The following is a 14,343-nucleotide window of genomic DNA, read 5'->3' as shown; positions in this document are numbered from 1 at the left end:
GTTTTATTGATAAGCAGTCTCATTATCATTAAAAACCACTCGCATTGCTAGGGGTATTTTTACTAAATAGCAGAATCAAGAAAGGGGAAAGTCGAAACCTTCCCCTTAATATTTAAGCTGCCAATAGTACCCTACTAACAAATTAGTATTTTACCTGTAACGTAGCCATGTAGTTACGACCTTCGCCAACAACAACGCCGCGAGTGCTGCCACCTTCTAGGTAATCTGTATCGAATAAGTTCTCTACATTAAAGCGTGCAACAAAGTCTAAGTTTTCATCGTACTTAATCGTATGTGCAACACCAGCATCTACACGAGTGTAAGCGTCTTTCTTAAACGTGTTAGCACTTTCAGTGTAACGCTCACCTACGTGATACACACCTAGGTTTACATCAGTACCGTTGTTGAATGCGTAAGTAGACCAGATGCTTGCAGTAAATTCAGGAACGTCTGCTGGTGTTTTACCATTAAGAGCAGGGTCATTCTTATATTCAGCATCTAAGAACATTGTTGATGCACTTACAGAGAACGCATCCGTCACGTAGCCCGTCGCAGCTAGCTCCACACCAGTGTGAACTTGCTCACCCACCTGTGTAGTACGAGTATCTTTTGCATGAGATGCAGGAAGGTCTTCTGTAACTTGCATGTTCGTTTGTGTGATCTGGAATACTGCTCCTGATACGAATAAACGCTCATCAAACAGTTCCCACTTTGAGCCTAGCTCATAAAGTGTACCTTTCTTCGCATCTTGAGACTGGCCGAAGTTCACATCATCTTTATCAGAAATCTCACTTACAGGTTCAAAACTTTCAGAGTAAACCGCGTAAATAGAACCGTTTGGCGCCGGAGAGTAAATCGCACCGAACTTAGGTAGGATGTTATTGTAGCTCTCTTCTTTACCAGAACTGCTCGTTGTATCATCGTAAGCGAAACGAACACCAGCAAGTGCTTGCCACTGTTCATTGAACGTCACTAAATCTTGAAGATATAGACCGTAGTGTTGGCTCTTCGAGTGTGATACTGAATCATCGTTGTTATAGTGAATGTCTGCAGGCATATCAAAGCCTTTGCCACACTCTTTCATTGTGTCTGCTTCAGAAGCGTTAAAACAAGCATAGTCTGATACGTACAGGCGCTTGTAATCGTAGTGCAACCCATTTGCACCCACCAACAGACGGTGATTCACACCAAATGCATCAACATCACCAGTAAAATCCACGTAAGCCGTATCAAACGTCCACTCATCATGACGGTCTGACACTTTGTAACCATAACCTAGTGTTTTCTTGGTTTTTCTGTCTTTCTTTGAATCAATAACGTTATCTGATTCAGTACGGCGACGTTCGTAAAACTGACGACTGATACCCGATTTAACTGCCCATGTATCGCTCAAGTTTGCTGTAACAGCCACACCGTAGTTTGCTACGTCGTTGTCTGTTTGTGCGAAGCGTTGGTCATTAACCGTATTTGGGGTAATCGCTTTACCTGTTTTCGTATCAATCTTTGAGCCGTTATCTAGATCACCCAACTCTTGAGTACGGTCGTAATGCGCAGATAGCATCACATCTTCGTTGATATCGTAATCAACAAATAGGCCACCAACAAAGCGGTCAGTCTCTACATCTGTGCCGTCAAAACGTGTGCGGTAAGAGTCTTGGTTTTCTTGTGAAACAATAAGACGAGCACGTAGAGTTTGATCATCGTTCAATGAACCGCTTACATCAGCGGTAGTACGTGTGTAGCTGTCAGAACCAATGTCTTGGCTTACGCTAACTTGAGTTTCATACGTAGGCTTCTTAGCAACCATGTTAACAAGGCCACCAGGTGCTGATTTACCGTAGAGCAAACCTGCAGGACCTTTTAGTACTTCAACACGTTCTAGTAGTTCTACCGGTTGACGGTAATGAGACCAGTGTTGAACGCCATCGCGCAAGTAACCAGAACTGCTTCCTAGAGAGAAACCACGTAGGTTGAAGCGCTCACGGTTTGTTGATTTAGAACCCGCTGAAATTGACGCATCATTTTTTAATACTTCGCCAAGCGTGCTTGCGCGTTGCTCATCAATGATTTGTTCACTGATAATCGTAACTTGTCCTGGAGTCTCTAATTGAGTCGCCTCCATGCGCATTGCTGTTGTATTCGTGTCGGCTTTATAACCGTAATCACGACCTTCAACAACCATATGCTCGTCAGTTTTTACTGCTTCTGCCAATACTGCTGGTGAAGCTAATACTGCGCCGATCACTAAAGCCAATGGCTTTTTTGAAAACATGTCCTTTTCTCCACTTTTATTCTTTTAGACGAACACTTTGTTATTTATTCGATGTGTCCGTTAGACCGTTTCCGGTACCACTGAATTATTTCGAGGGGGAATATAAGTGATAACTATTACTATTTGCATTAAATTTACATTCTTTGCATTCGTAAAGTTTTGTAAAGACGAGCTGACGAGTCGTTAACCTGCAGTTAAAAGAAACCAATTCAATACAGTCATTTAACGAGCACTTGAATTAAAAATCGGTTCTATGCGCCAAACTTTTTGAAACACCGCCATTTGCGCAGTCAATGTAATAAGCAAACATCTATAACAAAATCCTCTTATCTTATTTATTACCTTCAGAACGACGATTTTTTGTATAAAACACTCGATAAATGTAAATGACTGGTGAATTATTTTGTTTTAATTTGTTTTATTTGAACGATTATCAGTGATTATGATCACATCTGTAATTCCAAACTCATTTTTTGTTTTTCGATTTAAACAACCGACTGCTAATCTCCTGCTCACTTTGGAAAGGTATCAAAGTTATAAATAATAAGGAGTGTTCTAAATGAATACCAAGAAACCTATGTCTCTAACTGGTCGAGTTATCCTCGGCATGGTCGTGGGCATATTAACGGGATTTGCCATTCAATCCCTTTTTGCAGACAGCGGATTTGTTAACAACTACATCGTTAACGGACTCTTTGAAGTAGGCGGACAGATCTTTGTCGCCAGTTTAAAAATGCTTGTTGTACCACTCGTCTTCGTTTCACTCGTGTGCGGTACAAGCTCTCTTAAAGATTTATCAACTCTTGGCCGTATGGGTGGCAAAACACTTGCTCTTTATATCGGTACTACTGCTGTTGCTATCACTCTAGCACTGACTATCGGTAATTTGTTCCAACCTGGAGCGGGTGCGGATCTTACTGCTGCGAGCTCTTTCAAATCAGCTGATGCTCCTTCTTTGGGCCAAGTCATCATCGACATGTTCCCGACCAACCCTATTCAGGCGATGGCTGAGGGCAAAACGCTACAAGTTATCGTATTTGCTGTATTGTTTGGTATTGCAATCAGTGCAGCGGGTAAACCTGGCGAGCGTATCGCCGCGGTTTTCTCCGACTTGAACGAAGTGATCATGAAGCTTGTCGCTCTTCTGATGAACCTTGCGCCTTACGGTGTGTTCTTCTTGATGGCTAAACTGTTCTCAGGCCTTGGCTTGGGCGCGATTTGGAACCTAGCGGAATACTTCTTAGTGTTAGCTGGTACTCTACTGTTACACGGTTTAGTAACTTACAGTGCGATGCTTAAAGGGTTTACAGGCCTTAGCCCAATTACGTTCCTACGTAAGATGGAAGATGCAATCATGTTTGCATTCTCAACAGCATCTTCAAACGCAACGATTCCAGTGACAATGGAAACGGCTAAAAACCGCATGGGCGTAGACAACAAAGTCGCTTCGTTCACAGTTCCACTAGGCGCAACTGTCAACATGGACGGTACTGCTATCATGCAGGGTGTTGCAACGGCGTTTATCGCACAAGCGTACAACATCGACCTGACTATGGGTGATTACCTAATGGTGATCCTAACAGCGACACTGGCTTCTGTTGGTACTGCAGGTGTTCCTGGTGTTGGTCTTGTTATGTTGGCGATGGTATTGAACCAAGTTGGACTGCCGCTCGAAGGTATCGCATTAATCATGGGTGTTGACCGTCTTCTTGACATGATCCGTACTGCCGTAAACATCACTGGTGATAGTGCCGTAACTATCATTGTGGCTAAATCTGAAGGATCTTTTGACGAAGCTCGCTTCAATGACCCAGCAGCCGGTGAGAAAGAAGAAGAAGTAAAGCTAGCACGCCAACAGGCATAATCTAGCTTCTCTGGTGCTCTTACTTTCAAGCCAAGGCGCAATTAATGGCTGTGCCTTAGCCTGATAATGAAAAGCGTGTATACAAAAACGCCACTGCTGATACAGTGGCGTTTTTTATTGGGTTCACTTTGAGCCGAAACGATTCAACTCTCATCTATTTTCTCATTACAGGGGCTGAGCGTGAATGCTGAGCCTAAAGCTTAATCTACGATAGGAAACATAAGGTTCACTCTAAGTCCCCCACCTTCTCTGTTCTCAGCGGTAACATGCCCATTCATCACTCCCATAGCTTCCTTAACGATCGCGAGTCCAAGACCGTAACCACCAGACTGTTTATCTCTGGCTGACTCGATGCGGGTAAACGGGTCAAAGATATCTGCAATCTTGTTATCTGGAATACCTTCACCATCATCCTCCACAGAAATGACACTGTAACGCTTATCATTAACCTGCCCGTAGGTCTTAACGACAATATCCGCATTGCCCCCTGCGTATTTGATCGCATTTCCTACAAGGTTACTGATCACCCTCAAAAGTAGCCTCTCATCAACATTAACCATTGATGTTGCTGTTTCCAAATCACCAGTCAAAGTTTGATTAGGTTTCAAGTCATTTTGCATCTGTACAATGAGCATTGAGCAATACTGCTCAAGATGCATTGGAGTTAACTTAGAATCATAACGAGAGGTTTCTAGGCGGCTGAACTCAAGAATTTCACCCACCAGCTTATTCATCTCTTCCGTTTCGCTTTCCATCCGTTCGAGTAAACCCATACTTTTTTCATCGACCTTACTACGTAGTAAATGTAATGCGAGATTCTGCCTTGCTAACGGTGTCCTCAACTCATGTGATACATCACGAATCAAACGACGCTGCTTTTCAGCCAGAGACTTAATCTCAAAGGTCATATGGTCAAAATCATTGGCAAGCTCATTGAATTCACGTGTAGTTGAATCCAACTCAGACACGACACTCACTGAAAAGTCTCCTTGTGCGAGCCTTCGACTGGCCTCCCTTAAACGATCGAGTGGCTGCTGCAGACTTTTCGCCATAATAATGGAAAAGAGCGATAACACGATCAAAGCAATCACAGCTTTCAGCGCATAGGAATACGGAGCAAAGGATTTTGCTGGATGAAACTGCCCTGGCAGTTGGATCACGAGTGTATTGCCGTTATCAAGTGGCAAGCCGAAGATAGGCTTACTCACACGATCACTGAGTTGATGGTCTAATGTACGCAGGTACTTCAACTTAAATTCAAAATGCGGATGCATGTGTCGGTGGGTAATAGGTCGGTTGTTTTCATCGATAATGAATAAATAATAACGTTGGGCATTGCCCCAGTCGGCAAGCTCATCCATGTCCCCTTCTTCGATCAGTACATTAGCTTGATAAGCCAAATCCAACATTTCAGCTTTGACAGGTTCAGGTACCTTCAACAAGGCTTTCATCAGCGCTCGTTCTGCGACACCTTGAAGGATGAGGATACTGACTAAAATCACGGTCAGGCAACTGAACAGCTGAAACGTTAAGCCATCCTTACGCTTGATAACGAAATCAGGGCACCGTAGAAACCAGTTACTCATGCTCCTACCGACTCTAGGTAGCTGTAGCCTTGACCGCGCACAGTTTTAATATGTTGCTTTGATAAGCCAGCCTGCACCAATTTTCGACGTATGTTGCTGATATGCATATCTAAGTTACGGTCGAATGGACACAGTTCTTTCTTCAATACATGTACTTGCAAGTCAGATTTTGATACAACGATTCCATTATTTTTGATCAGATAATCGAGCAACTCTTTTTCAGTGCCGGTTAAAGGTAAACGGGTAAGTTGCTCGCACAAACCTTGATTAGATGAAGCCATTGATTGTCTTTGTCGCTCAAACCCAACTCGGCGTAAGATCACCTTAATCCGGGTCAAAAGCTCAGGAACATTGAAAGGCTTAGCGATGTATTGATCTGCCCCGGCTTGATAGCCATCTAGCATGGAGGCATCATCATTAAGCGCAGTTAGCATAAGGATAGGAGTAGCAAAACGCTGACAAATACGTCTTGCGACTTGAATACCACTTAAATTAGGGAGCATCACATCGAGTAAGACTAAATCAACAGGATTTGATTGAATAAACTCTAGAGCTGATTCACCGCAATGAACGGTATCAACGTGATACCCTTCATTTTCCAACACTTCACCCAGTAACTCACACAACTGAATATCATCATCAACAACTAAAACACGAGACATTTCACACACCGATAAATAAGAACTGTTTGCATTCTAATTATCGTTATTATTGATTTCAATTATAAAGTGCGTGATTTCCTCTATAGAAGAAAATCTTTTTCAATCGGTACAAATTTTGAGGCAGAATCGATAAGATTTTGAGCTGTTAACCCAGGAACGCCATACACTTCAACAGGCTTTCCAAAACGCTCTTTGATTCGCTCTACCAAGATTTCAAAATCACCGTCTCCTGATACCAAAACAATCGTATCAACCGTCTCCGCAAGCTCTATCGCGTCTAACGCGATACCGACATCCCAATCCCCTTTGGCGCTACCATCACGACGCTGAATAAACGGTTTTAGCTTCACATTAAAACCAACACCACGAAGGATATGGTGGAATTGGCGCTGTTTAGGATCTTGGCTTGAGATTGCGTAAGCATTGGCTTCGACAACGTTACGTCCTTCCGTGGCAACATACCAAAACTGGTTATAGTCGAAGTTAGAACGGTATTTATCGCGTGTTGTATAGTAAACGTTCTGAACGTCGACCAAAATTGCTATGTTTTCCATAAATTCATACCTTTAGATTTTCCGTATACCCTATTCTATTCACTTCTAAAATGCGAGTCGCTTTATTTAATAAAAATGAACTCATTGGCTATGCTTAACGTACTTATTATTGGCTTAGCGTAGCTATTGCTAGCTTAACGTAGTTGCCATTAACTTAGAGCTTGTTTGAGTTTACCGAGGAAGGTGGAACATGCAGTACCGACAAATAATCAGATCATGCCTTGGCAGCGACACCTTTGACTCAGTATTGACACGTTGCTGCGCGGCAATAACTAACGCTGCCATAACTAAGGCAGCGATAACTAAGGCATCGGGAACAAACGTAATTTCCAAACCACTGAACGCTCTAATAACAAGCACGGTTATGTTTATGATTCTGTCGGTCAACTCGTTACACGCCTACCCAGCCTACTCTCATTCCAAGGCTCTGCCACACCGCAGTGTTATTTATTTCGCTCCAACAGAAGATTCGATCGTAAAAGAGTTTCTCAATGAAGTCTTGATTAACAATTGTCAATTGGACGAGCGAGATGTAGTTATCATGGTCATCGCCGAAAGCGGCTACACCGTTCCTGCATGGTTAGTTGAAGAGTTTAATTTGGATGCAGTGACTAACAGTTATGGAATACCCAAAGGTTCACACACTGCCGTGTTGATTGGCAAAGACGGGAAAGAGAAACACAGGTGGAGTGGTAAAACCGACTGGAGTTTAATCACCAATATTATTGACGAAATGCCCATGCGCCAACAAGAAATGCAGCGACAGAGTAGCCGCTGCAGTATTTGATTCTTAGTCAGCTAAGCTTGATCATCAATCACTTAAGCTGGCTTGTTAAACCAAGCCAGTTTTTCATGGAGCTGAGCAACACTTCCAACCACAATCAGTGCTGGGCTCTTTGCAACGCCAGCAAGATCAGCTAGGTCACGTAGCCCACCTCTAAACACTTTCTGTTCTTGGCGAGTGCCATTTTCGATAATCGCAACTGGCATGTCTTCTCGCATACCGTTATCGAGTAAATTCTTCTGAATATTCGGACTCTCTTTCAAGCCCATGTAAAACACGATCGTGTGATTGTGTTGAGCAAGAGAACGCCAGTCAATATCTTCGCCATCTTTCTTCAAATGACCCGTAATAAACTGTACGCTTTGCGCGTGGTCACGGTGAGTCAATGGAATTCCCGCATATGCGGTCGCTCCTGCGGCTGCAGTAATGCCAGGAATCACTTCAAATCTCACGTCATTCTCAGCTAACGTTTCGCACTCTTCGCCACCACGGCCAAAGATAAACGAATCACCACCTTTTAGACGCACAACGTGCTTGTTTTCTTGTGCTTTGGTCACCAATAGTTGGTTGATCTGATCTTGTGGTACGCAGTGGTGATCGAGCTTCTTACCCACATACAACATTTCAGCTTCTGGATTAGCCATCGCTAAGATATCTTTTGATACCAAGCGGTCATAAACCAAAACGTCTGCTTGTTGAATCACTCGTGCGGCTTTTAGTGTAAGTAGGTCTGGGTCGCCCGGACCTGCACCTACCAATGAAACAAATCCATTGCTTACTTCTTTAACATTCGATGACGATACTTCTGACATTCTGCGCTCCGAAGGTTTGCTTGTTTTATCTCAAGCTTCAATCTATGTGATAAGTCACTGTATTCATGATGACTTATCAAAATCCTTAACTCTTAGACTATCAGGTGTTGAAATAAATATTCAGTCTAAATACTAACGAAGATAGAAATAATTATAACAAAACAATCTATTGCGGATGTTTTGCTCAATAGCAAACAACGCATCTATGATAACTAAGGTGTTTTCTGCCCGAGAATACATTGACAGCTTTCAAACTAAAAAAGCCCCAAACACGTTGTTGGGGCTTTCAATCTCATACTAACTTACGTTTACCGTATTACTTCGCGCCTAGAGAAGGAGCTGTTTTAGCATGAGTCAGGTATAGAGGAACACACGTTAACAGTAGGCCACCAACGATGTTACCTAAGATTGTTGGGATAAGGTTGAAGTTCAACCATGTCGCGATACCGAAGTCAGCGCCAAGAATCATACCCAGTGGGAATAGGAACATGTTTACCACTGTGTGCTCAAATACTAGTGCGAAGAAGATGAAGATTGGGAACCACATCATTGCTACACGACCAGACACAGTACGTGCTGTCATGTTACCAATCACGCCTAGACATACCATTAGGTTACAGAAGATACCGCGTACGAAACACGTGATCCATCCGTCCATACCCATGTTTTCAAAACCTAAGCTACGAGCTGTAGAAACCGCAATGAACTTTTGTGCTACTGCGTTTGGATCTAAAGAGAAGTTACCTGTAAGTGAAATTGCCACTAACACTGCAACAATTAAAGAACCGATAAGGTTACCAAGACCAACAATACCCCAACAACGTAGAACACGGCCCCAAGTCACACCTGGGCGGTTATCGAATTTCGCTAAAGGAGCAAGGCCAAATACACCCGTTACTAGGTCGTAGCCCATAACACTTAGAATGACGAAGCCCACTGGGAATACTAGAGCGCCAACAATACCAATGCCTGTTTGCACGATAGTCGTAATTGCCACAACAACAGCAAGAGAAAGAATGATGCCTGCCATTGTGCTTCGAATAAGAAGATCGCGAGTACTTGTTTTCGTTTTCGCTTCACCCACATCGATCATCGTTTGAACGAATTCAGCTGGTTTAAAATCAGGAGACATAAGGTTGTCCTTAAAAAGTTAAAATTAAAAGTTAAAATTGGATGGGAAAAGGCTCTAGCTGCCGAACTAAGGCAATGTCGGGAACTAGAACCCTTGATCTATCAAATCTTGTTACGTATTCGATTATGCTGAGATTTCAACAGCACCTTTGGTAATACGAACTTTATACGCTTTCACGCTGAAGCTCTCGTCTTCCATGCACACACCTGTTGCTAGGTTAAAGCGTTGCTTCTTAAGTGGGCTTGCCACCCAAAGCTCACCTTTGTGCTCAACCGTTAAACCGCGAGATAAAACGTTTGATTGAAAAAACGGGTCAGTGTTACTAATAGCGAACACTTCTTCGGCTTTAGTTGGGCGGAAAATAGCAACTTGCTCACCACCAACCAACGCACAAACACCGGTACCTGGAATAATGTCTTCGATCTTACAAACTTTGGTAAATGCCATGATGTCGTCTCCCAATTAAACCAGTTCAACGTGAAGGATATCGCCCTTCGCTTCTGGGTGTTTTTCTGTGAATGTTGCTGGGCGGTGTTGTTCACGGCCATCGTCAACAAAAACAACGTTTTCATCACGGTCATCAGCATTGATGAAGTGTGAGAAGCGCTTAAGTTGAGCTTCGTCGTTGATAGTGTCAGTCCACTCACAAGCGAAGTTACCCACTAGGCCAGCCACGTCAGCTTCAAGCTGGTCGTTGATGCCAAGTTTGTTATCAACAATCACTTCACGTAGGTAGTCAACGCCACCTTCTAGGTTGTCCATCCATACCGAAGTACGTTGTAGTGGCGCAGCCGTGCGGATGTAGAACATCATGAAACGGTCGATGTATTTCAACAGTGTTTCTTGGTCTAGGTCGCTTGCCAGTAGGTCTGCGTGACGAGGCTTCATACCACCGTTACCACACACGTACATGTTCCAACCCGCGTCAGTCGAGATAATACCTAAATCTTTACCTTGAGCTTCAGCACACTCACGAGTACAGCCCGACACACCAAACTTCATCTTATGAGGAGTACGGATGCCTTTGTAACGGTTCTCGATCATCACGCCTAGGCCAACTGAATCTTGAACGCCGTAACGACACCAAGTTGAACCTACACATGTCTTAGCCATGCGAAGTGCTTTTGCGTAAGCTTGGCCCGTTTCGTAACCCGCAGCAATTAACTTCTTCCAGATTGCTGGTAAGTCATCTTTCTGAGCACCAAACAGACCGATACGTTGTGCACCCGTGATTTTGGTGTACAGGTTGTATTCAGCCGCCACATCCGCAAGAACACTAAGTGCTTGAGGTGTTACTTCACCACCAGCCATACGAGGGATAACCGAGTAAGTGCCGTCTTTTTGAATGTTACCTAGGAAGTTATCGTTGGTATCGTGCAGTTTCACTAGTTCAGGCTTAAGGATGTGTTCACCCCAGCAAGAAGCAAGAATAGAACCCGCTAGAGGTTTACATACTTCACAGCCGTAGCCTTTACCGTATTTCTCTAGTAGCTCATCGAATGTTTTGATTTCTTCGATGCGAATTAGGTGGAAAAGCTCTTGGCGAGAGTAAGCAAAGTGCTCACAAACGTCGTTCTTCACTTCCACACCGGCTTTAGCAAGTTCAGCGTTTAGCACTGAAGTCACAAGTGGAATACAACCACCACAACCAGTACCTGCGCCAGTGACTGCTTTGATATCACCAATGGTGTGGTGACCTTCAGCAACCGCTTGAGCGATCTTGCCTTTCGTTACATCGAAACAAGAACAGATAACGGCAGTTTCTGGTAAAGAATCCGCGCCAAGTGTTGGTTTTTCTGCACCCGCGTGAGCAGGCAGAATCAATGCATCTGGGTGTTCTGGTAGCTCGATTTCATTCAGCATTAGCTGTAGAAGATCGCCATAATCAGATGTGTCACCGACCATTACGGCACCAAGCAGTTTCTTGTTATCTTCAGAAACGATGATGCGTTTGTAAACTTCAGACTCTTCGTTTTGGTAAACGTAGCTCTTACAACCCGGTGTACGACCGTTTGCATCACCGATAGAACCTACTTTTACGCCAAGAAGCTTTAGCTTCGCTGACATGTCGGCACCTTCAAATGTGCTTTCGTTACCAACAACGTGGTCAACAGCAACGGTCGCCATTTTGTAACCAGGAGCAACAAGGCCGTAGAACGTTTGGTTCCAAGACGCACACTCACCGATTGCATAAACATCTTTGTCTGTCGTTTGACAGTGATCATTAATCTCGATGCCGCCACGAGGTGCAATACCTAGGCCCATTTGACGAGCAAGTTTGTCTTGTGGGCGAATACCAGCAGAGAATACGATGAAATCAGTTTCTAGCTCAGTTCCGTCTGCAAAACGCATCACGTTACGAGCTTCAGTGCCTTCAGGAGCAATTTCTAGCGTGTTTTTGCTTGTATGAACGTTTACGCCCATACGTTCGATTTTTTGACGAAGTTGGTTACCGCCCGCTTGGTCAAGTTGCTCAGCCATTAGCTTAGGAGCGAACTCAACAACGTGTGTGGTTACGCCAAGTGCTTTCAGTGCGCCCGCCGCTTCAAGGCCAAGTAAGCCACCACCGACAACAACACCAGACTTTGAGTTCTTCGCGGTTGCTTCAATCGCTTTCAAATCTTCGATTGTACGGTAAACGAAACAGTCTTTACCTTCGTGACCTTTGATTGGCGGAACGAATGGGAAAGAACCAGTTGCAAGAACAAGTTTGTCGTATTGAATTTCACGACCTGTGCTTGAGTAAACAGTCTTTTTCTCACGGTTAACGTTAATTGCACGTTCGCCGATCAGCATGTTGATGCCGTGTTTCTCGTAGAAGCCTTCTTTAACTAAAGAAAGTTCGTCCGCAGTATGGTGTGAAAAATAAGAAGAAAGGTGTACACGGTCATAGGCTACGCGAGGCTCTTCACAGAACACCGTGATGTCCATGTTAGCGACATCTGTCTTCTCGACTAAATCTTCGATATAGCGATGGCCTACCATCCCGTTACCGATTACGACTAGCTTCATCTTGCTCATAAGAATTCCTGAAGGTTATATATTTCTTAACTACACGAATAATGAATTATGAAAGAAAATGAAAATATGATGTAAATCAATTACGAAATCGAACTACCCAAAAGGGGTAGAACAAAAGAGGTAGAACTGCTTAATTATCAGTCAAAGCAAACGAATAACCGTAGGTTTGGTAGGGTTTAGCGGGGTTTTATATACACTTCAACGCATTAAGAAGTAGGTTGTAAACTTTCACAACAGGTTACCAACAACGTAAGTAAATGACAATCATTTTCATTTAGCTTCTTATAAATATATATAGAAGCCTATAAATACATGTAGAACACCGTTTGCGTGAAAAACTATGTGTAATTGTGAAAACCACTCCTACCTATTCGTAATGTAAACAAAGCTGTTCGCCCTTTAATGTCGAGATGAACTCAGTTTATAACTTGGGTCATCGGTTTGTTTGCTTGATCTAACACAAGAACCCTTTTGATTCACATGTGTGATGTAAAAATCAACTTCCAACCAAACCCTGAATAAATTAGCATTGTTGAAAATAATTCTTATTTAACAGAGTGAATACGATGCGCCTAATTTTACTAATCCTATCTATTATTGCAGCCCCTGCGTTTGCTGAAACAAAGGTCATCAAACAAGTGATGGACATGAATTCTGAAAACATCGACAAGATGTACCAATTCATTCCTGATTACGTAGAAATCGAACCTGGTGACAAGGTGCTTTTTAAAGGAACCGTTGGCTCTCATACTGCTCATAGCATTCAAGGGATGCTTCCTGACGGTGCTAAACCTCTTATGATATCCGGGTCAAACGCTCAGGAAGTCACTTTTGATAAGCCCGGAGTTTATGGCATAAAATGTAAAGTACATCACCGACACGGAATGGTGGCACTTGTGGTTGTTGGTGATCCTAGTGTTAACTTAGAAGAAGCTCGCACCGCGGCCAAAAAACGTGTGAGTCGCAGAGCTCAGAAAAAGATGCAAGGCTTGCTCGATCAAGCAGAGCAAAAAATTCAATAACCTTTGTCCCTGTCTTGAAGCATCAGCTCTCTGTTGATGTGTGATAGGAATGCTAGCCTGAAGACAGGCAAGGGGTCAGTAACAAGAAGAAACAGCGCCGAATTGGCGCTGTTTCTTCTAACTTATCTAACTTATCTAACTTATCTAACTTAGATATTGTCAAATATTCCGCACTAAACGTAAAAGCAGATCAAACTAGCCAACCCGTTCTAAATGAAACTCCGACAACCACAAACAAAATTGAAATAATGGTCACTGGCACAATGTGCAGCGCCATATCAACCAAGTTGTCCTTCGATAGTTTTGGAACCACACGAAAGCGTGCGTCTAGGGCTAGCAATACCGTCAGAGACAGCAACGTCAATTTAGCGGCAATGCCATGAGCCAGTGGAATAGACATATCAAACCATAAGTTAACGTCCGGCAATATGTGATAAGCGAGCATCAACCCAGTCACCACTTGAACTACCAAAGCAGGTATTCCCACCTTTTCGTACCCTTGCTCAAATTCCAATAACATTTCTGGAGAACGGTGTTTCAAGACTTTAGGAAGGATAACGACGCTGAGAATAATGTGCCCTCCCGTCCAAATGGTGGCAGCCAATACATGCAAAACCAATAATACGCCAAACAT

At 43.4% G+C, this 14,343-nt stretch carries 12 protein-coding genes; 3 read left to right on the top strand and 9 right to left on the bottom strand.

What is annotated here, in order from left to right; translation table 11 throughout:
• Positions 1-142 precede the first annotated feature (142 nt).
• Positions 143-2,272, bottom strand: coding sequence for a TonB-dependent siderophore receptor (locus AB4513_RS23510; protein WP_017102101.1), 2,130 nt, complete (start codon positions 2,270-2,272; stop codon positions 143-145).
• Positions 2,273-2,831: 559 nt separating this feature from the next.
• On the opposite strand from AB4513_RS23510, the gene AB4513_RS23505 reads away from it, so the two are divergent.
• Positions 2,832-4,136, top strand: a complete 1,305-nt coding sequence (locus AB4513_RS23505) for a dicarboxylate/amino acid:cation symporter (RefSeq protein ID WP_102249619.1) — start codon at positions 2,832-2,834, stop codon at positions 4,134-4,136.
• A gap of 200 nt (positions 4,137-4,336) precedes the next feature.
• Here AB4513_RS23505 and AB4513_RS23500 read toward each other — a convergent pair whose 3' ends face one another.
• The 3 genes from AB4513_RS23500 to AB4513_RS23490 all read right to left on the bottom strand — a co-directional run bounded on the left by AB4513_RS23500 (position 4,337) and on the right by AB4513_RS23490 (position 6,938).
• Positions 4,337-5,722 (bottom strand): sensor histidine kinase, encoded by a 1,386-nt coding sequence (locus AB4513_RS23500; protein ID WP_009845412.1) that lies wholly within the window; start codon positions 5,720-5,722, stop codon positions 4,337-4,339.
• Positions 5,719-6,384, bottom strand: coding sequence for a response regulator transcription factor (locus tag AB4513_RS23495; RefSeq protein ID WP_102257986.1), 666 nt, complete (start codon positions 6,382-6,384; stop codon positions 5,719-5,721). Before AB4513_RS23495 ends, AB4513_RS23500 begins: the two co-directional genes overlap by 4 nt.
• Before the next feature lie 80 nt (positions 6,385-6,464).
• Positions 6,465-6,938: an NYN domain-containing protein gene (locus AB4513_RS23490; RefSeq protein WP_009845414.1), complete on the bottom strand. Its 474-nt coding sequence runs from the start codon at positions 6,936-6,938 to the stop codon at positions 6,465-6,467.
• A 190-nt stretch (positions 6,939-7,128) separates the two neighbouring features.
• Between AB4513_RS23490 and AB4513_RS23485 the strand changes: the two genes are divergently transcribed.
• On the top strand, positions 7,129-7,725 hold the full coding sequence (locus tag AB4513_RS23485) for a DUF4174 domain-containing protein (protein ID WP_102257985.1): 597 nt from the start codon (positions 7,129-7,131) through the stop codon (positions 7,723-7,725).
• Positions 7,726-7,757: 32 nt separating this feature from the next.
• Here the strand turns inward: AB4513_RS23485 and cobA are convergent, their stop codons facing one another.
• From cobA to nirB, 4 genes are all read right to left on the bottom strand, one after another.
• Positions 7,758-8,534: a uroporphyrinogen-III C-methyltransferase gene (cobA, locus tag AB4513_RS23480; RefSeq protein WP_017102098.1), complete on the bottom strand. Its 777-nt coding sequence runs from the start codon at positions 8,532-8,534 to the stop codon at positions 7,758-7,760.
• A 316-nt stretch (positions 8,535-8,850) separates the two neighbouring features.
• Positions 8,851-9,666 carry a formate/nitrite transporter family protein gene (locus AB4513_RS23475; RefSeq protein ID WP_102257984.1) on the bottom strand — a complete coding sequence of 272 codons (816 nt, stop codon included), beginning with the start codon at positions 9,664-9,666 and terminating at the stop codon, positions 8,851-8,853.
• 123 nt (positions 9,667-9,789) lie between these two features.
• Entirely contained in the window at positions 9,790-10,113 is a 324-nt protein-coding gene (gene nirD, locus AB4513_RS23470) for a nitrite reductase small subunit NirD (RefSeq protein WP_102257983.1), read from the bottom strand.
• 15 nt (positions 10,114-10,128) lie between these two features.
• Positions 10,129-12,687, bottom strand: coding sequence for a nitrite reductase large subunit NirB (gene nirB / locus AB4513_RS23465; RefSeq protein WP_102257982.1), 2,559 nt, complete (start codon positions 12,685-12,687; stop codon positions 10,129-10,131).
• 566 nt (positions 12,688-13,253) lie between these two features.
• On the opposite strand from nirB, the gene AB4513_RS23460 reads away from it, so the two are divergent.
• A complete protein-coding gene (locus AB4513_RS23460) occupies positions 13,254-13,709 on the top strand; it encodes a plastocyanin/azurin family copper-binding protein (RefSeq protein ID WP_102257981.1) in 456 nt (151 codons plus the stop codon).
• A 190-nt stretch (positions 13,710-13,899) separates the two neighbouring features.
• On the opposite strand, the gene AB4513_RS23455 is transcribed toward AB4513_RS23460, so the two are convergent.
• Positions 13,900-14,343, bottom strand: a complete 444-nt coding sequence (locus AB4513_RS23455) for a CopD family protein (RefSeq protein WP_102257980.1) — start codon at positions 14,341-14,343, stop codon at positions 13,900-13,902.

The sequence above is a fragment of the Vibrio sp. 10N.222.54.E6 genome (assembly GCF_041473955.1).
GTDB classification, from domain to species: domain Bacteria; phylum Pseudomonadota; class Gammaproteobacteria; order Enterobacterales; family Vibrionaceae; genus Vibrio; species Vibrio tasmaniensis_A.
This window is presented reverse-complemented; position numbering and strand designations above follow the sequence as displayed.